This window comes from Massilia sp. MP_M2 (assembly GCF_039123635.1).
Taxonomy (GTDB): Bacteria; Pseudomonadota; Gammaproteobacteria; order Burkholderiales; family Burkholderiaceae_D; genus Telluria.
Window position 1 is genome coordinate 1 of record NZ_JBCHJF010000015.1, and the last position, 21,343, is coordinate 21,343.

General features: G+C 65.8%; 15 protein-coding genes. 8 read left to right on the forward strand and 7 right to left on the reverse strand.

Annotation, left to right across the window (positions count from 1 at the left end; translation table 11 throughout):
* Window positions 1-111: 111 nt before the first annotated feature.
* The gene (locus tag RCH14_RS23010; protein WP_343028430.1) at window positions 112-570 is read left to right on the forward strand and encodes a hypothetical protein; all 459 of its coding nucleotides are present in this window, start codon (window positions 112-114) and stop codon (window positions 568-570) included.
* Between the two features lie 89 nt (window positions 571-659).
* Here RCH14_RS23010 and RCH14_RS23015 read toward each other — a convergent pair whose 3' ends face one another.
* From RCH14_RS23015 to RCH14_RS23025, 3 genes are all read right to left on the reverse strand, one after another.
* Window positions 660-1,796: a PQQ-dependent sugar dehydrogenase gene (locus RCH14_RS23015; protein ID WP_343028431.1), complete on the reverse strand. Its 1,137-nt coding sequence runs from the start codon at window positions 1,794-1,796 to the stop codon at window positions 660-662.
* Window positions 1,797-2,133: 337 nt separating this feature from the next.
* Window positions 2,134-3,213 carry a glycoside hydrolase family 43 protein gene (locus RCH14_RS23020; protein WP_343028432.1) on the reverse strand — a complete coding sequence of 360 codons (1,080 nt, stop codon included), beginning with the start codon at window positions 3,211-3,213 and terminating at the stop codon, window positions 2,134-2,136.
* Window positions 3,210-4,202, reverse strand: a complete 993-nt coding sequence (locus RCH14_RS23025; protein ID WP_343028433.1) for a family 43 glycosylhydrolase — start codon at window positions 4,200-4,202, stop codon at window positions 3,210-3,212. The genes RCH14_RS23020 and RCH14_RS23025 overlap by 4 nt, the downstream gene beginning before the upstream one ends.
* 186 nt (window positions 4,203-4,388) lie before the next feature.
* On the opposite strand from RCH14_RS23025, the gene RCH14_RS23030 reads away from it, so the two are divergent.
* From RCH14_RS23030 to RCH14_RS23055, 6 genes are all read left to right on the forward strand, one after another.
* Window positions 4,389-5,918, forward strand: a complete 1,530-nt coding sequence (locus RCH14_RS23030; RefSeq protein WP_343028434.1) for a family 43 glycosylhydrolase — start codon at window positions 4,389-4,391, stop codon at window positions 5,916-5,918.
* Between the two features lie 138 nt (window positions 5,919-6,056).
* Entirely contained in the window at window positions 6,057-8,411 is a 2,355-nt protein-coding gene (locus RCH14_RS23035; RefSeq protein ID WP_343028435.1) for a glycoside hydrolase family 2 TIM barrel-domain containing protein, read from the forward strand.
* Between the two features lie 105 nt (window positions 8,412-8,516).
* Complete coding sequence (locus tag RCH14_RS23040; RefSeq protein WP_343028436.1) at window positions 8,517-10,769, forward strand: carbohydrate-binding protein; 2,253 nt, start codon at window positions 8,517-8,519, stop codon at window positions 10,767-10,769.
* A 37-nt stretch (window positions 10,770-10,806) separates the two neighbouring features.
* A complete protein-coding gene (locus RCH14_RS23045; protein WP_343028437.1) occupies window positions 10,807-11,343 on the forward strand; it encodes a PEP-CTERM sorting domain-containing protein in 537 nt (178 codons plus the stop codon).
* Window positions 11,344-11,472: 129 nt separating this feature from the next.
* Entirely contained in the window at window positions 11,473-11,613 is a 141-nt protein-coding gene (locus tag RCH14_RS23050; RefSeq protein WP_343028438.1) for a hypothetical protein, read from the forward strand.
* Between the two features lie 35 nt (window positions 11,614-11,648).
* A complete protein-coding gene (locus tag RCH14_RS23055; RefSeq protein ID WP_343028439.1) occupies window positions 11,649-12,947 on the forward strand; it encodes a glycosyl hydrolase family 28 protein in 1,299 nt (432 codons plus the stop codon).
* Here RCH14_RS23055 and galK read toward each other — a convergent pair.
* From galK to RCH14_RS23075, 4 genes are all read right to left on the reverse strand, one after another.
* Window positions 12,922-14,139, reverse strand: coding sequence for a galactokinase (galK, locus tag RCH14_RS23060; RefSeq protein WP_343028440.1), 1,218 nt, complete (start codon window positions 14,137-14,139; stop codon window positions 12,922-12,924). The genes RCH14_RS23055 and galK overlap by 26 nt on opposite strands.
* 7 nt (window positions 14,140-14,146) lie before the next feature.
* The gene (locus tag RCH14_RS23065) at window positions 14,147-15,208 is read right to left on the reverse strand and encodes a UDP-glucose--hexose-1-phosphate uridylyltransferase (protein ID WP_343028441.1); all 1,062 of its coding nucleotides are present in this window, start codon (window positions 15,206-15,208) and stop codon (window positions 14,147-14,149) included.
* Window positions 15,209-15,242: 34 nt separating this feature from the next.
* The gene (locus tag RCH14_RS23070) at window positions 15,243-16,913 is read right to left on the reverse strand and encodes a sodium:solute symporter family transporter (protein WP_343028442.1); all 1,671 of its coding nucleotides are present in this window, start codon (window positions 16,911-16,913) and stop codon (window positions 15,243-15,245) included.
* Between the two features lie 184 nt (window positions 16,914-17,097).
* Window positions 17,098-17,907, reverse strand: coding sequence for an NAD(P)-dependent oxidoreductase (locus RCH14_RS23075; RefSeq protein ID WP_343028443.1), 810 nt, complete (start codon window positions 17,905-17,907; stop codon window positions 17,098-17,100).
* Window positions 17,908-18,203: 296 nt separating this feature from the next.
* Between RCH14_RS23075 and RCH14_RS23080 the strand changes: the two genes are divergently transcribed.
* Window positions 18,204-21,296, forward strand: a complete 3,093-nt coding sequence (locus tag RCH14_RS23080) for a TonB-dependent receptor (RefSeq protein ID WP_343028444.1) — start codon at window positions 18,204-18,206, stop codon at window positions 21,294-21,296.
* Window positions 21,297-21,343 lie beyond the last annotated feature (47 nt).

Here is a 21,343-nt window from a genome sequence, read left to right on the forward strand (position 1 = left end):
CAACATGGCCCTCGGTGGTATTACGCCAAAACAGAAACTGGCGCTCGCCGCTTAACCTCTACTTTTAGCGTGCTCTAAAAATGGGGGGATTACCGCCGACAAGGAATAATCATGAGTAACGAAGACATTGTGCGGGCGAACTTCTGGAACGAATCGACAGGGCACTGCGATTGCTGCGGTAAGCAATCCAAGACTATCTGGGGAGATTTAGCGGACTCGTCTGGAGCGAAGGCTGTCTACTTTGTGCAGTGGACAGTTGACGAGCCAGAGCATATGCCGAACTTCGACATGGTCATTGGGCCATGGGGAGATGGAACCTTGCCAACTGACCGCGTGTTGGTTTCCTTGTTATATCAGCCTCGTCCAGGTGGCGGGTCATTCATGGTGGCAGACGGCAAAGGAAGGCGTGTGGATGACCGTAGCGTCTGCGGCCGGGCACTTGAGCGAGCGGAAGTCGTCGGTACCCCGTTAGCGAATCAAGTGTTTTCGCTAGTCGATTCGCTCTGGCTGACAGAACCACGGCTAGAAGGAATTCGGGCTTTGGATACCCTCGCACACTCAAGAATTTGAATGGCTGCTTCGGGTCGATCCCTACCGTACACTGCACGATAGAAATCGGCCAGGAGCGGGCATCCCCGCTCCACGCAGTCCCCGCTGACCTACTTCTTCGGTGTCAGGGTCAGGAGCTTGCCGCGCGGACCGTCCTCCAGCAGCCATAGCGCGCCGTCCGGCCCAGTGCGAACGGCGCGGATGCGTTCCCCCATGTCCCAATGGTCGACCTTGCTCGCATTCTCGCCGTCGAGGGTGATGCGGTCGAGCGACTTGCCCGAGAGACCGGTGATGAACAGGGAATTTTTCCACTTCGGGAACAGGTCCGCATCGTAGTAGGCGAGGCCGCCCGGTGAGATGGCCGGATCCCACGACACTTTCGGGGCTTCGAAGCCGTCGCCAGGCGCGTGGTCGGGGATGTCCCGGCCGTCATAGTGGCTGCCATTCGATGCTTTCGGCCAGCCATAGTTGAGGCCTGGCTTGATCAGGTTGATCTCGTCGCCATGGCGCGGTCCCATCTCCATTTCCCACAGGCGCCCCTGCCTGTCGAAGGCAATGCCCAGCAGATTGCGATGGCCATACGACCAGACGGCTGGATGGAAACCTTTGGCCGCGAGCGGGTTGCCAGCCGCTGGCGTGCCGTCGAGATTCAGGCGCAGCACCTTGCCGAGTGTCGACTTGGGGTCCTGTGCCGGATCGAAAAGCTGGCGGTCGCCACTGGTGAAGAAGAGATACTTGCCATCCGGCGAGAGGCCAATGCGGCCCGAATAGTGCCCGCCAGTCGACGCATCCTGGCTGCGGAAAATCACCTTGGTATCCTTGAGCGTGCCGCCTGTCTGATCCAGTGTCGCAGTTGCGAGCACGACCCGGCTCCCGGCACCGGAACCCGCTTCGGAGTAGCTGAAGTAGAGCAGCTTGCTCGCCGCGAAATCGGGAGCGGGCACGATGTCCATGAGCGCGCCCTGGCCCTTGCTGCTGACGGCGGGTGTGCCGGACACTGTCCGCTTGGTACCGGTGGCGGGATCGAACAGAATCATCGTCCCCTCTTTTTGCGTCACCAGCACGTTGCCATTGGGCAGAAATGCCATGGCCCATGGGCTCTTGAATGTGCCAACCGGCTTGACCTCGAAAGGCAGGTTGGCGGTTGCGGTTGCACTGGCCTGCGCGTTTGCGACCGCCGGGGTGGCGGCTAACGCGAGCAGGGTGAGCGAGAAAGTGGTGGCAAGGCCGTGCATGCTCAAATTCATGTTTTCCAGTTCTCCATTTGCGGATTGATGCCAGGTTGTTGACGCGATGCGCACACGTCGCCCAGACGCCCGAAGTACGCGCCGGCGCTGTTGGTCCAAAGGGGCGATAGGAAGTGTAGAGCAAAAATCCCATTACCGACGCTGCGCTGTTCGCGACCGGCCCGCTCAGCGCCTTGGGCGGTCGGTTGGCGGTGGCACGCGACAGCGTCGCGCCCTCGAGAAAACGCGGTAGCTTCATGGAGAACCCTGTGGCAGACTTTATTGCATGACTCCACCCGGGGCATGCACCGGCCTGGGTCAACCGGTCGCGGCACGGCCAGATGGCGATAGCGTCGCGTCATAGCAGGCTTGCGTTGCGGGTCGAGCCGACCGGCCACCGGGCCTGCAGGCGCCGGTATTCGTCGGTCGTGATATTGAGGATGGACCCGTGGCGCTTCTTGCTCTGGCCATAATCGACACTCGCGGCATCGACACGGCGCATGCGCTCGGGGCGTGACAGGTCGTCGCTGACCAGGGCCAGGTAGCCGCCCTTGCGTGCGTACTGGTCGACCCACATCCCCCATTCGCCGGTCTGCGCGATCTTGAAAAGGATGGGGCCTTCGACGTCCTTGCCGGTCAGGCCCAGCGGTTGCAGGTCGCCCAGGATGTCCCACTTGCCCATCAGCGTCGTCGCGCCTTCGACCGTCAGTTGGCCGTCGCCCGAGGCGCGCACGTAGCGGTAGCGCGCCGTGGGATCGTCGACCTTCACGATCTGGGTGTCGATCAGCCCTGTCGTGCCGGGCCGGTCGATATAGAGCGTGGCCGGGGTGAAGCTGACGAAGTCGCGCGTGCGGGCGGAATAGATGCGTGGCTTGGTGATGCCGTCAGCCGGCGAGATGGTCGCCCAGTAGACGAGGTAGTCGCCGCTGGCCTCATCATAAATGGCTTCCGGCGCCCAGGCGCAGCCGGCGTCGGGAATGGCGCCGGCGACGTCCACCAGGCGCGGTGCCGACCAGGTGACCAGGTCGGCCGATTCCCAGATCACCAGCTTGGTGCTGCCCTTGTTCATGGCGGCGGGCCAGCCTTTGCCGTTCGCGATACGCAGGTCGGTGGCCAGGATCCAGAACTTGTCGCCGTCCGGCGAGCGGACGATTGCCGGGTCGCGCACGCCGCCGTCGCCGAGGGTGCTGCGCAGCACGGGCTTCGATCCATTCAGGTCGGTCCAGCGGTAGCCGTCCTGGCTCGTGGCGAAGTAGAGCTGTTCGCCATCGACGGTCTCGCTGGTGAAGTGCACCAGCAGGTAGTTGGGCTGCGCCGCGGCCGTGGCGCTCGGGGATGGGGCGGTACCAGGCGCGCTGCAGGCGGACAGCAAGCCGACGCTGGCGGCGCACAGGGCGCACATGGCGATCCTGGCGGCGCTTGGGAGCATCGTCATCATGGCGTTGGCACGCCCTTGCCGCCGATGAGTGGTTCGCCCATGTCGCCCGGCTGGAAGGCCGGCTGCATCGGGTCCATCGGCAGGATGTTCCCTTGCGCGTCGAACGTCATCTTCGCCAGCACCGTCTGGCGCCGGTAGCCATTGCCGTCCGGGATCGCGTGACGATGGTAGGCGACGTACCAGCGGTCGGTGCCCGGCACATTGACGACGCTGTGGTGGGCGGTGCCGACTGCCGGTCCGTTTTTCTGCAGGACGATGAAGTTGGTCTGCGCCGCCCGCACCGGTCCCAGGGGCGAGTCGGCCGTGCCCCAGCCCACCCGGTAGTTCGGGCTGCGCGCGTCGTCGATCGACCACATGAAGTAGTACGTGCCCTGGCGCTTGAAGACGACCACGCCTTCGCGGAAGTCCTTCATCGGCATGCGGTGCACGGCCCCGTCGAGCGTGACCATGTCCGGTTTCAGTTTGCGGACGTTGGCTTCGTCGCCGTTGCCCCAGTAGATGTAGGCCTGGCCATCGTCGTCGATGAACGGGTAGGGGTCGATGGTGTTCGTGGTCATCGTGGCGTCGCGCACCAGCAGCGGCTTGCCGAGTGCATCGACGAACGGGCCGATGGGGGATGTGGCGGTCGCAACGCCAATCTTGTGGTCGGCGCTGAAGTAGAAGTAATAGGTGCCGTTGCGTTCGATGGCGTCCGGCGCCCAGGCCTTGATATTGGCCCATGCCAGGCCATGGCTGACGTCGAGAATCATGCGCTCTTTCTTCCACGTGAGCAGGTCATTCGATGACCACACCGAGAAGTCGGTGGTCATCCAGTTCGGCTTGTCCGAGGTGGGGTAGAGGTAGTAGGTGTCGCCGAAGACCCGGATCGCCGGATCGGCAGTAAAGCCGTCGAGGGCAGGTGCCGGCGCCTGCGCCTGTGCGTGGGAGAACACCACGACGCTGGCCACTGCCACTGCCACGGCGATGGTCGACAGGAGGGAACGATGCATGCTCGGATGGACTCCGCAGGAATGGACATCCCATTATGGGCGATGTCGCTGCGTGCATCCGGGGCCGGCGGCGAGTGCTCAGCATCTTGATTGATTCGGCGTCCCGCGTTCTCACGCCACCCTCCGCTTTATACTGCCGGGCCAGGCACCGCCGCGCCGCGCCGCCTGTCCCTACTGGAGATGTCGATGACCCAATCGTTCCGCCGTCCGCTTGCCTGCCTGGCCCTGGGCCTCGGCATTGGCATCAGCCTTGCCAGCAGCTCGCTCCACGCCGCAGGGGCCGACACGACAATCCGCAATGGCGTGTTCTGGAAAGACACCACGGGCACACCGATCTACTCGCAGGGCCGCGGCATCCTCAAGATCGGCGCCAGGTATTACTGGTATGGCGTGAAGTATGCCGAGGCGGTCACCTATGCGCGCGCGCCGGGACCGACGACCGACCAGCCGCACTTCAGCGCGGTCACGGCGTATTCGTCGACCGACCTGGTGAACTGGACCTTCGAGGGCGACGTGCTCACGCCAGTTGGCCTGGGCCAGCAGTACGACCCGAATGCCTGGCTTGGCCGCATGGGCGTGGTGTACAACAAACAGACCCGCAAGTACGTGTTGATCACCCAGTACAGCAGCAAGGGCACGGGTGGCGGCGTGCTGTTTGCCACGAGTGACAGTCCGGCCGGTCCGTTCGTCTTCGAGCGGCTGCAGGCGCGCATCGATAACGTGGCCACGCCGACCTCGGGCGACCAGACCGTCTTCATCGACGACGACGGCAAGCCTTACCTCATCTTCAGCAACAATGGCGACCGCCGCCAGCTGTACGTGGCGGCGCTGCGCACGAGCGACTACCTGGCGGTCGAACCCGCGACGCACATCTACAGCGCGCCAGCCGGCGGGCGCGAAGGCAATGCGATGTTCAAGTACAAGGGCCTGTACTACTTCTGCTCATCCGACCTGCACGGCTGGAACGCGTCGCGCAGCTTCTACATGACGTCGCCGAACATCACCGGGCCGTTCACGCCGGAGAAGATCATCGAGGGCACTGAAGCGGACTTTTCGCACGTGTCGCAGAACGGTTTCTTCATCCCTGTGCACGGCAGCGCCGGCACCACGGTGCTGTATGCGGGCGACCGCTGGAGCAATTTTGTCGGCAATGGCCACGGCTACAACGTCTGGGCGCCACTGTCCTTCGACGGTGCGGTCCCCAGGTTCAATTCGCTCAGCGAATTCGTGCTCGACGCGCCCAGGGGCACATGGGAGGTCGGCAAGGGCAACAACTATGTGCGCAATCCCGGCTTCGAGGCGGACCGGGTGCGCCAGACGAGCGTGGCCGGGTGGGTCAGCAGCTGGACCAGCCTGAAGGGCGACGCGCCATTCATGAACACCGCGGGCGGCCGCGCCAGCAAGTGGGCCTTGACCCTGCGCCATCCGGGGCAGACGATGGGAAGCGCGATCCAGAACGTGACGCTGCCCAACGGCAGCTACACCCTGAAAGCGTGGATCAGGAGCAGCGGCGGCCAGCGCGTCGCGCGCCTGTACGCGGCCGGCCACGGCGGCGCGACGATCGCGCTGGCCCTGCCGGACCAGCTGGAACAGTGGACCGAAGTCACGCTGCCCGGCATCCGGGTCACTACCGGCAGCGTCCAGGTCGGCGTCTACTCGGAAGGCAAGGAAGGCGATTGGCTCAGCCTGGACGATGTGAGCCTGGTGCGCGACTGAGCACGCCCCGCGTCCATGCGGCGCGGTCGAAAATCTCAAAACCGTGAGTGTTTCATGCGCCGCGACGATATCGCTTGCGACGCTTGGCGGGATGTACCTAGACTGGCAATCCGCTCCAGCTGCTTCAACACCACCACCATGACCTTCTTCGATTTCGCCGGCGCAGCGCGCCTGCGCAAGGCCGCCGTGCGCCTGCTGCCGCTGTGGTTTGGATTGCTCGCCCATGCGCATGCCGCCGACATGAACCTGAACGCGGGCTGGCAGTTCTACCGCATTGATGACCGCCAGATCGCCAGCGCCGAGCAGGTGTCGGCCGGCGCCTGGACCCGGGTCGACCTCCCGCACGCAGCGCGGCTCGAGCCGCGCGCGCCCACGGCGCCCTGGCAGGGCACGGCGTACTACAAGAAGCGGCTCGACGTAACGCTGCGCCCGGGCGAGCGCGCGATCCTGCGCTTCGAGGGCGTCATGAACGTGGCCGACGTCTGGTTGAACGGCACGCACCTGGGCCAGCACCTGGGCGGCTACCTGCCGTTTGCGTTCGACATCACCGCGGCCCTGAACGCCGGCGGCGTCAATGAACTCGTCGTGCGCGCCAATAACGAGGACAACCCGGTCACCGGTCCCAAGCCGCTCAAGGACCTCGACTACATCCAGCACGGCGGCATCTACCGCGACGTGCGGCTCATGATCAAGCCGGAGGTGCACATCACGGACGAGATGCTGTCGAACACCCCGGGCGGCGGCGGCGTGTTCGTCACGTATCCGAAGGCGGGCAAGGTGGCGGCCGTGGTGCAGGTCAAGACCGAGGTCGCGAACACGTCGGACGCCGTGCAACTGGTCACGCTGCGGCACGCGCTGGCGTGGCAAGGCAAGGCGGTGGGCACGGCGCAGGAACAGGTGCGCCTGGCGGCCGGCGAACGCCGCCACGTCACGCTGTCGATCGCGCTGAAACGGCCGAAACTGTGGTCGCCCAGGGAACCCAATCTGTACGCGCTTGCGTCGACGGTCACCTCAGCGGCAGGCCTGGATGCGGTGACGCACCGCATCGGCGTGCGCCGCCTTGCCTTCGAGGGCGCGCGGCTGCTGCTCAATGGCGAGCCGCTGCAGCTGCGCGGCGTCAACCGGCACCAGGAATACCCGTATGTCGGCTACGCGCTCTCGCCGCAGGCCGATGCGCGCGACGCGCTGTTGATCAAGCGCTACGGCTTCGACTTTGTGCGCCTGTCGCACTATCCGCAGTCGCCGGCCTTCATGCGCGCGGCCGACGAACTCGGGCTGATGGTGCTGCCGGGGATCCCCGGCTGGCAGTTCCACAACCCGGACCCGGCGTTTGCGCGCCAGGTGGTGCAAACCTGCGCCGACATGATCCGGCGCGACCGCAACCACCCGAGCGTCGTGGCCTGGGAATGTTCGCTCAACGAGACGCAGATGCCGGACCCGTTGATCAAGGCGCTGCACGCGACGGTGCACGCCGAATACCCGGGCGACCAGGCCCACTCGGCCGGCTGGGTGCCGCAGACCTATGACCTGTACCTGCAGGCGCGCCAGCACCGCATTGGCAGCAGGCATCCGCTGCCGGCCAAGCCACTGATCGTCTCGGAATACGGCGACTGGGAGTACTACGCGATGAACGCGGGCTTCAACCAGACCGCCTGGGCCGACCTCAAGCCGGCCGACCGCTCCAGCCGCCAGAGCCTGGGGCAGGGTGAAGCGCGCCTGCTGCAGCAGGCCCGCAACGTGGCCGAGGCCCGCGACGACAATGCCGCCACGCCGGCCTTCGCCGACGGTTACTGGGTCATGTTCGATTACGCGCGCGGCTATGCGCCCGATCTGGAAGAATCGGGCGCGCTGAGCATCGAGCGCCTGCCCAAGTTTGCGGCCCAGTTCTTCCGCTCGCAGAGAAGCGCAGTGGAGCGCGGGCCGCAACACGGGCCGCAGTGGGGCGGCGGCCCGATGGTCTTCATCGCCAGTTACTGGCAGGCCGGTTCGGCGCCGCGCGTGCGGGTGTTCTCGAATGCCGACGCAGTCGAGTTGCGCCTGAACGGCAAGCCGGTGGGCCGTCTGAAGAGCGGATCTTCGACAACCCACCCGCACCTGGCGCATCCGCCGCTGGAATTCGAGACGGGCGGGTTCGTTCCTGGCGAACTGGTGGCGCGCGCGTATACCAAGGGCCGTCTCGTGGCCGAGCACCGCGTGCGCACGCCGCAAGCGCCAGCATCGCTGGCGCTTGCGCTCGACGACATGGGCGTGCCGGTGGCCGAGGGCGACCTGGTGTTCCTGCGCGCACGCGTGCTCGACGCGCGCGGCACCACGGTGCCCGCGAGCGGCCGCGAAGTCGCGTTCTCCGCAATTCATGGCGCGCAGATCGTCGGCAGCGCTGTCGCAACGCTCGAGGCAGGCGTCGCCAGTGTGCTGGTGCGCATCACGGGGCCACGCGCCGGTGTCACTGCGCAGGCGCAGCTGGGCGCGCTGACAGGCAGCCTCGAACGCTGACTAGCGCCACGACCTCTCGACCTTTTTTTCAACGGGCCGTCCTGACCCGGGCAGCGCAATTCAGGCATACGCAGGCATCACCAATCGTTAGCTAACGGAGACAAAATGATCCAAAATAAAGCTAGAGCCTCGTACTTCCTGCTCGCACTGCTGGCCGCGGCCGCAGCCGGTAGTGCGAGCGCCGTCATCACCATCCCGGGCAAGCAGATCGAACGGCTGGACCGGGGCGCCGTCGCCATCAGTGCCGGTGCCGGTGTTGGCGCCGGCGTATTCATCAGCTGGCGCCAGCTCGCCTTCGATGCGCCCGGCACGCGTTTCAATCTGTACCGCGGGGCCACGCGCCTGAACGCCGCGCCGCTCGATGCGCTGAACTACACCGATCCGTCCGGGACGACAGCGCATGCCTACACGGTGCGCGCCGTCGTCGGCGGCGTGGAACAGGCGGGCGTCGCTGCAGGCGCCACCTGGAACAAGCCCTATCTGTCGATCCCGGTGCAGGCGCCGACATCGGGCACCACGCCAGACGGCGTGGCCTACACCTATGAGCTCAACGACGGCGCACCAGCCGACCTCGATGGCGACGGCGCCTACGAAATCATCGTCAAGTGGCAACCGACCAACGCCAAGGACAACTCGCAGTCCGGCTACACGGGCAACACCTACCTGGACGCCTACAAGCTCGATGGCACCCGCATGTGGCGCATCGACCTGGGCAAAAATATCCGCGCCGGCGCCCACTACACCACCTTCGTGGCCTACGACTTCGATGGCGATGGCCAGGCCGAGGTGATGGCCAAGACGGCCGACGGTACCGTCGATGGCAAGGGCGTGGTCATCGGCTCGGCCACGGCCGACCATCGCAGCCCGAACGGCTACATCCTCACGGGGCCGGAATTTCTGACCGTGTTCAACGGCTTGAGCGGCGCGGCCATGAAGACGGCAAATTACCTGCCGGCGCGCGGCAGCGTGGCCGCCTGGGGCGACAACTACGGCAACCGGGTCGACCGCTTCCTGGGCGGCGTGGCCAATCTCGATGGCAACCGCCCGAGCGCCGTCTTCTCGCGCGGTTACTACACGCGCGCGGTGATCGCGGCCTGGGACTGGCGCGACGGCGTCTTGAGCAGCCGCTGGGTCTTCGATACCGACGTCGCCGGGGCGGCCGCGCGCGGCCAGGGCGCCCACTGGTTCGCAACCGGCGACGCCAATGGCGACGGCCGCGACGACATCGTGTACGGCGCGGCGACGATCGACAGCTATGGCCAGCTGCTCTACACGACGGGCCTGGGCCATGGCGACGCGCTCCACTTCGGCAAGTTCGACCCGAACCGCGCGGGCCAGCAGATCTACATGATCCACGAAAGCCCGTCATCCTATGGCGCCAACGGCTCCGGCATGCACGACGCGGCCACGGGGGCGCTGATCTGGGGCGCGAGCGGCGCCAATGCGGACGTGGGCCGCGGCGTGTGCTTCGATATCGATCCGGCCTACGCTGGCACCGAATGCTGGGCCTCGCGCGGCGGCCTGCGCAGCGCCACTGGCCAACTGATCAACGCGACGCCGCCCAATTCCATGAACTTCGGCGCCTGGTGGGACGGCGACCTGCTGCGCGAAGTCGTCAGCGGCGCCGCGGTGCAGAAGTGGGATCCGGCGACCCGGACCCTGGCCACGCTCATCGACGGCGCAGCCAACGGCGCCACGACCAACAACGGCACCAAGGCGACGCCGGTGCTGAGCGCAGATCTGTTCGGCGACTGGCGCGAAGAGATCGTGCTGCGCAACAGCAGCAACACGGAACTGCAGATCTACAGCACCACGATCCCCACCGGCACCCGCATCACGACCCTGATGCACGACCCGCAGTACCGCAGCCAGGTGGCGGGCCAGAACGCCGGCTACAACCAGCCGCCGCACCCGAGTTTTTACCTGGGGCATGGCGCGACGGCGTTCCCGCAGGCGCCGGTGCACGTGCCGTTTGACGGCAGCGGCGCCGTGCAGGCCGAGACCGCGATTGTCGGTGGCAATGTGCAGGTCATGACCGACCGCCCGGGCTTTCGCCACATCGGCTTTCTCAACTTTCCGTTAAAAGGCGGCAGCGCGCAGTTCCAGCGCATCAACGGCGGTGCGGGCGGCGTGACCACCATCATGATCCGCTACGCCAACGGCAATCCGACGCCACGCACGGGCGTGCTGCGCGTGAACGGGACCGCGCAGCCGGTCACCTTCCGCCCGACCGGCGCCTGGAACAACTGGCTGACGATGAGCGCGAGCGTGAACCTGGCCGCCGGCCAGGACAACACGCTGCGCTTCGAATCGACCGGCCAGGGCCTGGGCAATCTCGACGAACTGACGGTGCCGTAAGCCGTTCTCTTTCCTCTTTTGATGACAAGGTAACCCCATGAAAAAGCTTCACATGCTATTCGCGATGGTGCTGTACATGCTCTTTCACTCCGCCTGGGCGGCGCCAGTTGGCTGGTACGACCTGAAGGCGACCTGGCGCGACGGCACGTTTGACGGGCAGTTCTACTACGACAGCAGCGCGTCCACGCACGTCACGGCGGTCCAGGGCACGCTGGTCGACCTGGTACGCACCGTCGCCATCGACCGTGTCTGGAACCTGGGCCAGGACGAGCCCCAGCCGTGGATCTTTCTGAGCAATACCAATCCCGCCGATCCGGGTGGCCATGACGCCGGCTTTTACCTGACCCTCGTCGACCTGGGTACGTCGCTGACGCTCGACCTGGCCGGGATGAACGGCCTGTACGACTGGAGCGACTGGGATGTCTACAATCCTGGCCAGCTCGACGATTCGCCGCTGCTGTCGTTCAGCATCGTGCAGGCGACTGCCGTGCCCGAGCCGGCCAGTGCGATGCTGCTGCTGTGTGGGCTGGCGGGACTGCTGGCGCTGCGGCGCCAGCGCGCCGTCAACGGTTGACGCACAGGCCCGTGGCTGGCCCCGGGGGGGAGAATCGATCGTCCAGATGATTATTGCTGACCAAGCAGCGACCGCTGGGCGGCGCGGTTGCATACTCCATCGCACCCATAGTGATGATGGAGACGTGATTTGCCCACCTTCCTCCCGGCCCGGCGGCGCTTCGTGCAGCTCGCTGCCGACCTGGCCCTGCGCGCCTGGTGTGAACTGTTCGCATCGGACTTCATGAAGGCGCATGCGCAGGCGCGCCAGCACCGCACGCTGCGGCCATGATCTTCCACGACAAACCCCCACAGAGAAAGCCTGAGATGTCCACGCCTTGTTCCAGCCGTCGCCGCACCACCATGTCGCTCCTGGCCACGCCCTTGTGCCTGGCTGCGTTTCCGGCCCTGGGCGCTGGTGGCAGGCAGGCCGACATCACGGCCCACGGCGCCGTGCCCGACGACAGGACAGTCAACACCGGCGCCATCCAGAAGACCATCGATACCCTGGCCTCTAGCGGCGGCGGTACGGTCGTCGTGCCGCGCGGCGTGTTCGTCAGCGGCGCGCTGTTCTTCAAGCCGCAGGTCAACCTGCACCTGGCCAGGGGAGCGGTCCTGAAATGCTCGACGGACCTGACGCATTTTCCGGCCGGGCGCACCCGGATCGAGGGCCACTTTGCCCCGCACTTCAATCCGGCCCTGATCAATGCCAATGGGTGCGATCACTTCCGTATCAGCGGCGAAGGCACGCTCGATGGCGCCGGGCGCCCGATCTGGGACCAGTTCTGGAAGCTGCGCAACGCGGCCCGAGACCCGGGCAACTTCCCGAACATCAACGTCCCGCGCGCGCGCCTGGCGCTGATCGAGCGCTCACGCGGCGTCATCGTCGAAGGCGTGACATTCAAGGATTCGCAGTTCTGGAACCTGCACCTGTACCGCTGCCAGGATGTGTTGGTGAAAAATGCGCGCTTCGTGGTGCCTGACGACTACCAGCAGGCGCCCAGCACCGACGGGATCGACCTCGACAGCTGTCAGCGCGTGACGATCGACGGCTGCTACTTTTCGGTGACCGACGACTGCATCGCTGCCAAGGGCTCGAAAGGCCCGTTCGCACTGGACGACAAGGACAGCCCGCCCGTGGTCGATATCCGTGTGCGCAACTGCGAATTCCGGCGCGGGCACAGCGTCATGACGCTCGGCAGCGAAGCGACACTGGTGCGCGACGTGCTGGTCGAGGATTGCCGTGTGACCGGCCAGGTGCTCAATGTGGCGGTGCTCAAGCTGCGGCCGGACACGCCCCAGCACTACGAGAATATCCACCTGCGCAACCTCACGCTCGACTCGCCGCGTGGCGCGATCGTGTCGGTGCAGCCGTGGACGCAGTATGTCGACCTGAAAGGTGCGCCGCCGCCGAAGTCGATTGTACGTAATCTCAGTCTGGTGGGCATCAAGGGACGTTACGGCGGCTTCGGCAAGATCGCCCCGAATCCAGGCCAGACCGAGATCAGCGACATCGTGTTCAGGGATATCGCGCTGACCCTGGCCGACGCGCGCCCGGACATCACTGGCGCGAGCGGGGTCCGCCTGGAGAATGTCGTCGTCAATGGAAAGCAGGTGACGCTGTAAGGTGCTGGCGCGGTGGAGACGCCGCTTCGACCGGGCCTGCGCCGGCAGCGGCGCGGCACACGTGCACGGTGGCCAGCTCGCCATTGGGCGCGCGGTAGTCGCGCGCCACGGCCAGGCGGGCCGCGTCGACCAGAGATTCCGGCACCAGCGCCACGACACAGCCGCCGAAGCCGCCGCCCGTCATGCGCACGCCGCCGGCCTCGCCGATCGCCGACTTGATGATCTCGACCAGGTGGTCGATGGCGGGCACGGTGATCTCGAAGTCGTCGCGCATCGAGACGTGCGACTCGGCCATCAGCACGCCCATGCGCGCAAGGTCGCCGGCGGCGAGTGCCAGCGCGGCCGCTTTCACGCGCGCGTTCTCGCTCACCACATGGCGCGCGCGCTGCAGCACGACCGGATCGAGGCCGGTGCCGAGAAGCTGCAGGTCGGCCAGGTCGACGTCGCGCAGGGCCGACACGCCAAAGTGGCGCGCGGCTGCCTCGCACTGCTCACGGCGCGTGTTGTAGGCGCTGTCGACCAGGCCGCGCGTGATGTGCGACTCGACGATCATGATCGCTGCGCCCTCAGGGATCGGCACCGGCCGGACGTCCAGCGAACGGCAGTCAATCATCAACGCATGGTCCGCGACCCCGCAGGCCGAACTGATCTGGTCCATATTGCCGCATTTGCAGCCGACGAAGTCGTTCTCGGCGCGCTGGGCGACCAGTGCGCCTTCGATCGGCGTCAGGTCCTGGAACGCCGGCTGGGTGGCGAACAGGGTGCAGACCGCCACCGATAACGAGGCCGACGACGACAGGCCGGCGCCCTGCGGCACGTCGCCCGCGATCGCGAGGTCCATGCCGCGCGCGGCGCCGTGCACCGATTCGCGCGCCAGCAGTTCACGCACCACGCCGCGCACGTAGTTGGCCCACATCGGAGCGGCCAGGCGTTCGATCGGCGCGTCCAGCGAAACCGTGTCGACGGCGTCGTCGTAGTCGGCCGCCACGACCCGCAGCAGGCGGTCGTCGCGTTCGCGCGCCACGATCACCGTGCGGTAGCCGATCGCGCAGGGCAGCACCAGGCCATCGTTGTAGTCGGTATGCTCGCCGATCAGGTTGACGCGGCCTGGCGCCTGGACCTTGACCGTTGGTGGCTGGCCGAACGCGGCCAGAAAGACATCGGCCGCGCGGGCCGTCAGGGAATCGCTCATCGTGTTGTCAAAGGGTGGGTTCGGTCGGGAGGGCATCGAGGTAGTGCACGTCCGCGGACACGGCGCGCAGCATCGCGGCCGCCTGCTCCGGCGTCAGGTCGCGCTGCGCTTCGGCCAGCATCTCGAAGCCCACCATGAATTTGCGCACGGAGGCCGAACGCAGCAGCGGTGGATAGAAATGGGCGTGCAGCTGCCAGCCGTCAGCATTGTCATCCGGTCCATACGGGGCGCCGTGCCAGCCCATCGAGTATGGGAACGAGGTCTGGAACAGGTTGTCGTAGCGCGTGGTCAAGCGCTTGAGGGCGAGCGCCAGGTCGGTGCGGTGGGCAGCGGTCAGGTCGTCGAGGCGGCGCACCGGAAAGCGCGGCAGCAGCAGGGTCTCGAACGGCCACGCGGCCCAGTAGGGCACGACGGCCAGCCAGTGTTCGGTGGCCACCACGACCCGTTCCTGGGCTTCGGCTTCGCGCTCGACCACGTCGAGCAGGAGCGTGCGGCCATGCTCGGCGCAGTAGGCGCGCTGCTGCCGGTCTTCGCGCGCCGGCAGGTCGGGCAGGAAGCTGGTGGCCCACACCTGGCCGTGCGGGTGGGGATTGGAGCATCCCATGGCCGCGCCCTTGTTCTCGAAGACCTGAACCCAGCGGTAGCGCTCGCCCAGCTCGGCCGACTGCGCGCACCAGGTATCGATCACCTCACGCAGCGCCGGCAGCGCCAGCTGCGGCAGCGACTTCGAATGGTCGGGCGAGAAGCAGATCACGCGGCTGGTGCCGCGCGCGCTCATGCTCTGGAACAGCGGGTCGGCAGCGGGCGGCGCGTCGGGTGTGTCGGGCGTCAGTGCGGCGAAGTCGTTCTCGAACACATGGCTGCCCTGGTAGTCGGGGTTGCGCTCGCCGTTGACGCGCGTGTTCCCGGCGCACAGGTAGCAGCCGGGGTCGTGGGCCGGGCGGGCGGCGCGGTCGACGGCCTCCTGCTGCCCCTGCCAGGGCCGCTTGGCGCGGTGGGGCGATACCAGCACCCAGTCGCCGCCGAGCGGATCGTAGCGGCGGTGCGGATGGTCGGAAGGATTGAACATGATGGGGCCCTGTCTGGTTCTGATAATCGGCAGACTACCATCCGAACCCGTAGATGGCGACCAGCAGCACGCAGATCACGGCCGAACCCAGGGCGAAACCGCGGTCGACCCGGAACAGCGTGCGGTCGATCTGCATGCGCTTGTGCGCGCCGTCCTGCCGGGCCATCGTGCTCATGACAACCATGCCGATGACGACCATGACGAACACGATCAGCATCCGGTCGAGGAACGGGATCTCGTACACGCCGGCGCCATTTTGGACGGCGAAGCCGATCGGCGCCAGGAAGCCCAGGTCCATCGCGAGCGGCAAAAACTTCAGGAAGATCGAGAATACCAGGCCGCCGATGGTGGCGAACATCGCCGCCGCGGCGGTGGTCTTGCGCCAGTAGAAGCCGAGCAGGAACATCGCCAGGATGCCGGGCGAGACGAAGCCCGTGTACTCCTGGATGTACTGGAAGCCGCCTTTCTTGTCGATGCCCATCAGCGGCGCGAGCATGACCGCCAGCGCCATCGAGACGACCACCGACACGCGGCCGATCCACACCATGCGCTGCTCGCTGGCTTCGCGGTTGAAGTGCTTGTGGTAGACGTCGAGCGTGAAGATCGTGGCGATGCTGTTGGCTTTGCCGGCCAGCGATGCGACCACCGCCGCCGTCAGGGCCGCGAAGGCCAGGCCCTTGATGCCGGCCGGGAGCAGGGCGAGCAGGGTCGGGTAGGCGCGGTCGGGATTGAGTTCGCCATTGACGCGCATCGCGTCGCCCAGCGTGCCCGACTTGTCGAGTGCATACGCGGCGATGCCTGGCAGGACCACGATCACCGGCATCAGGAGCTTCAGGAACGCCGCGAACAGCAGGCCCTTGCGGGCAGTATGCAGATTGGCGCCGAGCGCGCGCTGGATGATGTACTGGTTGCAGCCCCAGTAGTTCAGGTTCACGATCAGCATGCCGCCGATGATGGTCGACATGCCCGGCAGGTCCATGTAATGCGGATCGTCGCGCGAGAGGATCATGTCGAAGTGCTCGCCCGCGCGCAGGTACAGTTCGCTCATGCCGCGGATGGCGCCCTGGCCACCGGCCAGCGCTGCTACCAGGTCGAGCGCGATCCAGGTGGTCACCAGGCCGCCGATCACGAGACACAGCACCTGAATCACATCGGTATAGCCGATGACCTTCATGCCGCCGAGGGTAATGATGGTCGCGAACACCGCCAGGAACAGCATGCAGGCCATCACGTCCAGGCCCGCGATGCTGCTGATCGCCAGTGCGCCGAGATACAGGATGGCGGTCAGGTTGACCACCACGTACAGGCCGAGCCAAAAGATCGCCATCGTCGTGGCCACCGCCTTGCCGTAGCGCTGTTCGAGGAACTGCGGCATCGTGTAGATGCGGTTCTTGAGATAGACCGGCATGAAGAAGATGGCCACGATCACCAGCGTCAGCGCCGCCATCAGCTCGTACACGGCGATCGCCATGCCGATGCGGTAGCCCGAGCCGCTCATGCCGATGAATTGCTCGGCCGAGATGTTCGAGGCAATCAGCGACGCGCCGATGGCCCACCAGGTCAGCGATCCTTCCGCCAGAAAGAAATCGTGCGTGGCCTTGCCGGTGGTGCGCTTCTTGCGCCAGTAGATCCAGATGCCGTAGGCCGAGATGGCCACGAAGTAGACCAGGAATACGAAGGTGTCGAGGGTGGTGAATGGGGTCATTGAATTCGCTGTCTCTGTGCGGCCGGGTACGAGCGTCCCGCCTGCTGTTATCTGCCTGACGCGGCGCGCGGCCATCGCCCCCAGTGCACTGTATCGGTACGCCGGGATACCAATAGTACTCTGCGGCACGTCCACTGCCGCAGGCATGACCACTCAATCTGGTGATTGATTGACAGCGCAATGGTCAAGCCGGATACCTGGGGCCCGTGGTCACGAATATCCCACCCTGCAGGAAAGTACTCAGGTCATCCTCCGGCGGGAAGGCGAACCGCTGGCCTGCGTCCACGGTGAACGGCGCCGAACTGTCCTTCGCCTGGAACGCCAGGTGGCGCGCCTCGCGGTCGTCCCACCAGCGGCCCGGATTATCGGACACGCCGAAGGCGATCGTATGGCCCACGCGCGGCGTCACCAGCGCGCGGCGCAGCAGTTCGACCAGGTCGTCCAGGCTCAGCCAGGTCACCATCTGGCGGTGCGTGACCGGCTCCGGGAAGCAGTAGCCGATGCGGATGCACACCGTCTCCACCTTGAACCGGTCCCAGTAATAGCGCGACAGGTTCTCGCCCCACACCTTGGACAGGCCGTAATAGCCGTCCGCGCGCGGCAGCATGCCAGCGTCGACGCGCTGGCTCGTTTCGTACATGCCCATCGTGTGGTTGCTGCTGGCGAAAACGACGCGCCGGATGCCCAGCTTGTGCACGGCTTCGTACAGGTTGACCAGTCCCAGGATATTGGCCTGCATGATCGGTGCGAATTCGACCTCGGTCGACACGCCGCCAAAGTGCAGGACGGCGTCCACGCCGTCGCACATCCGCATCACCTGGTCGCGGTTGGCCAGGTCGCATTGCACGACCTCTTCGCCAGGGCCCGCGGGGCCGATATCGGCCACGTCGGCCAGGCGCACGATGTCGGCAAAAGCATGCAGGCGTTCGCGCAGGCGGCGGCCCAGGTTGCCGCCTGCGCCGGTGAGGAGGATGCGTCGGAATGGTTTGCTCATGGTCGTGGGTAAACAGGAAGAACGTCGGAGCGCCATTACCGGGCGATTTCGCGCGAGCGTCAATGCGGCCAGCGCGATCGGTCACGATGTTGAGCGAAATGGCCAGCGCACGCGCATATCGCTCAGGTACATGATTCTTTCAAGGCTTCATGGAATGTCGCAACGCTCCACACATAGAATGTTTTCAAGGCCGAGCAGTACACCGATAACAGAGCCCATGGAGACGATTGATGAATCATGTAACGACACGCACGCAAGTGCTTCACCCGACCCGCTGCGCGCGAGCGGTAGCCACAGTGATTGCCGTTCTGGCTGCGCACGGCGCGATGGCCCAGGAAGGCGCGCAGGCGACCCCGGCGCCTGCGGCCAGTACCGCGCCAGCCACCATCAGCGACGCGCAAACCGCGCCCGCCGTGGTCCACATCGCGGGCACGCGCCGCTCGGTGGCTTCGGCCATCGACCGCAAGCTGCGCGCCAGCACTGTCTCTGACTCGATCGTGGCCGAAGACATCGGCCAGTTCCCTGACAAGAACGTCGGTGAAGCGCTGTCGCGCGTGACCGGCGTGCAGCTTTCGCGCGATTTCGGCGAAGGTTCGCAAGTGTCGATCCGTGGCGTCGAGCCTGACCTGAACCGCATCGAGATCAACGGCATGTCGGTGCTCAGTACCGGTGGCGGCGCCGGCCGGGGCGCCGAATTGCGCGAACTCGCCTCGGAGCTGATTGGCTCGATCGACGTCTATAAAGGCATCACCGCCGACATGACCGAAGGCGGCGTGGGCGGTTCGGTGTCGATCAAGACGCGCAAGCCGCTCGACTTCAAGGAGCCGACGATCGGCACCAGCATCTCGGCCGAACACGCGACCTCGCGCGGCGGCGTGCAGCCGCGCGCTAACCTGTACATGGCCGACAAGTACCTGGACGGCAAGCTGGGCCTGATGGCCAACTTCGTCTACGACAAGGTCCATACGCGCAACGACTACGCCCGCAACACGTCGTGGCGCTTCATCCAGGACTGGGACCGCTCAGCGGAGAAGACGGTGGTCAGCCGCGACGCGGCGCTGGCGGCGATTGGCGACCAGGCCGGCTGCTCGGCGGCCGGCCTCACCACCGCGCAGCGCACCGCATGTCTCAGCCAGTGGTACGACTACTCGCCGGGCATCGCGCGCTACGGCATCTGGACCCGCGACCACAAGCGCTCGTCAGGCGAGGTCACCGCGCAGTACGAATTCAGCAAGGACCTCAATGCGTGGGTCAGCTACCAGGCCAATATCCAGCGCCAGCGCCTGAACGACCGCAACTTCGGTACCGACTTCCCGAATGCCTCGCGCCTGGCCAACACCGGCACGGCGCCGGTCTACAACCCGGCCACCGGCGTGCCGAGTACTGTCGGCCGCTGCAATGCGCCCACCACGACGCCATCGGACATGGTGATCACGAATCATCATGTCACGTCCTACACGGTCGGCAACTGCCTGTTCGCTGCCGGCCAGGGCGGGCAGGGCGCGTTCGGCACCTCGTCGCGCGACTTCCAGCTCGATATCGATTCGCGCTATACCACCTCGGGCTTCAACTTCAAGCGCGACCGCCTGGAGATCGATGGCCTGTTCGGCACCTCGAAATCGCTGTACGACAGCGACAGCAACAACATCTCGCTGACCCAGAACGCACCGGGCCTGAAAGTGACGCTGGACGAGCAAGGCCTGCCGCGCTTTACCTTCCCGGCCGGCTACAGCCCGGATGATCCGGCTTCCTACGTCCAGGCGCAGCTGCAATACCGCCCGAGCGAAACGAAGAACAGCGAAGACCAGGCCAAGATCGACCTGCGCTACCGGCTGTCCACGCCATTCTTCACCAGGGTGCACTTCGGCGCGCAGGCACGTCGTGCCGAATCGACGCAGTACAACGGTGGCGGCTTCCTGGCCAGCAATGGCGCCAACCTGAGTTCGACGGCCGACGACATCAACGTGCGCGGTGCGAACGTCAACCAGACCGCGATTTACGATCCGCTCTACACCGGCGGCGCGCAGCGTCCGAACGACGCACAGTCGTTCATCAATTCGGGCTTCGCCACCAGTTATCTCAACGCGGCGCAGATGGCGACGCTGATCAGCGCCGTCAGCGGTCGCTCGCCGGGCACCTTCTTCGGCGGGCTGGGCGACGTCAAGGGCCTGCCGTCGGGCTGGATGTCGCCGGTGTATGCGAACGCGGTCCCGTTCTTCGACACCTCGGCCTTCAACCACGACTACCTGTACAACGCGCCCGGCAGCGATGGCAAGACGTATGCGCAGATCCCGGCATTCGGCGTGAAGGAAAAGATCGCCGCAACCTACCTGCGCCTGGATTATGCGACCCAGCTCTTTGGTTACGAGGTCGACGGCAACTTCGGCATGCGCTACACCCGTACCGACAACAGCTCGTCGGGCCTGTCACGCTACGCGGTGCGCACCGCCACCTCGCCCGGTTCGGCCACCTTCACCGACGTCGTCGTGAGCAACGCGGTGTCGACGGTCGATAATACCTACCATGACTGGCTGCCTAGCTTCAATGGCGCCTTCTGGTTCATCGACAACAAGTTCCTGGCGCGTGTCGGCTGGGCCAAGGCGATGGCGCGGCCGCGCATGGACTTGCTGGCGCCGAACGCCACCTGCGTTTTGAACAGCGGTAACCCGCAGTTCGGCGGCGAAGGCGTGGACACCTGCACGGCCGGCAATCCCGACCTCAAGCCGTACCGCTCCACCAACACCGATTTCAGCCTCGAGTACTACCCGACCCGTGACAGCCAGCTGTCGCTGGCGCTGTTCGAGAAGGACATCTCGAGCTACGTGATCGAGCGCGTGCTGACGCGCGACGTGGACCTGTTCAAAAATGGCCAGCGCTTCAACGTCACCCAGGCCGTCAATGGCGAGGGCGCGACCACCAAGGGCATCGAGCTCGCGGGCCGCACGGCGCTGACTTTCCTGCCAGGCTGGCTGGGCGGCTTCGGCGTGGACGCGAACTACACCCGCATGGACTACAAGTATGCAGCGGGTACCGAGCGCCTGAATATCCTCGACGGCACCGTCCTGCCTTACCCGGGCATGTCCAAGAGCGCGTACAACCTCTCGCTGTGGTACGACCAGGGTCCGATCAATGCGCGCCTGGCATACACCTGGCGCGACCGCTTCTTCACTGGTAGCAACGATGTCTCGGGCAACCCGGTGTTCCAGGAACAGACGGGCTTTCTCGACGCGAAGATCCAGTACCGCTTCAACGACCGCGTGTCGCTCTCGCTCGAAGGCAAAAACCTGACCGACGAATCGCAGCGCACCGACGCCGGCGACCCGTTTCGTGTCAACGAACTGGCCTGGTCGGGACGCCGCTACTTCCTGACCCTGGGCGTCAAGATCTGATTCCTGCCTGTCTGTCTGCAGCCAGTCATCTCCGGGTGGCTGGCTTT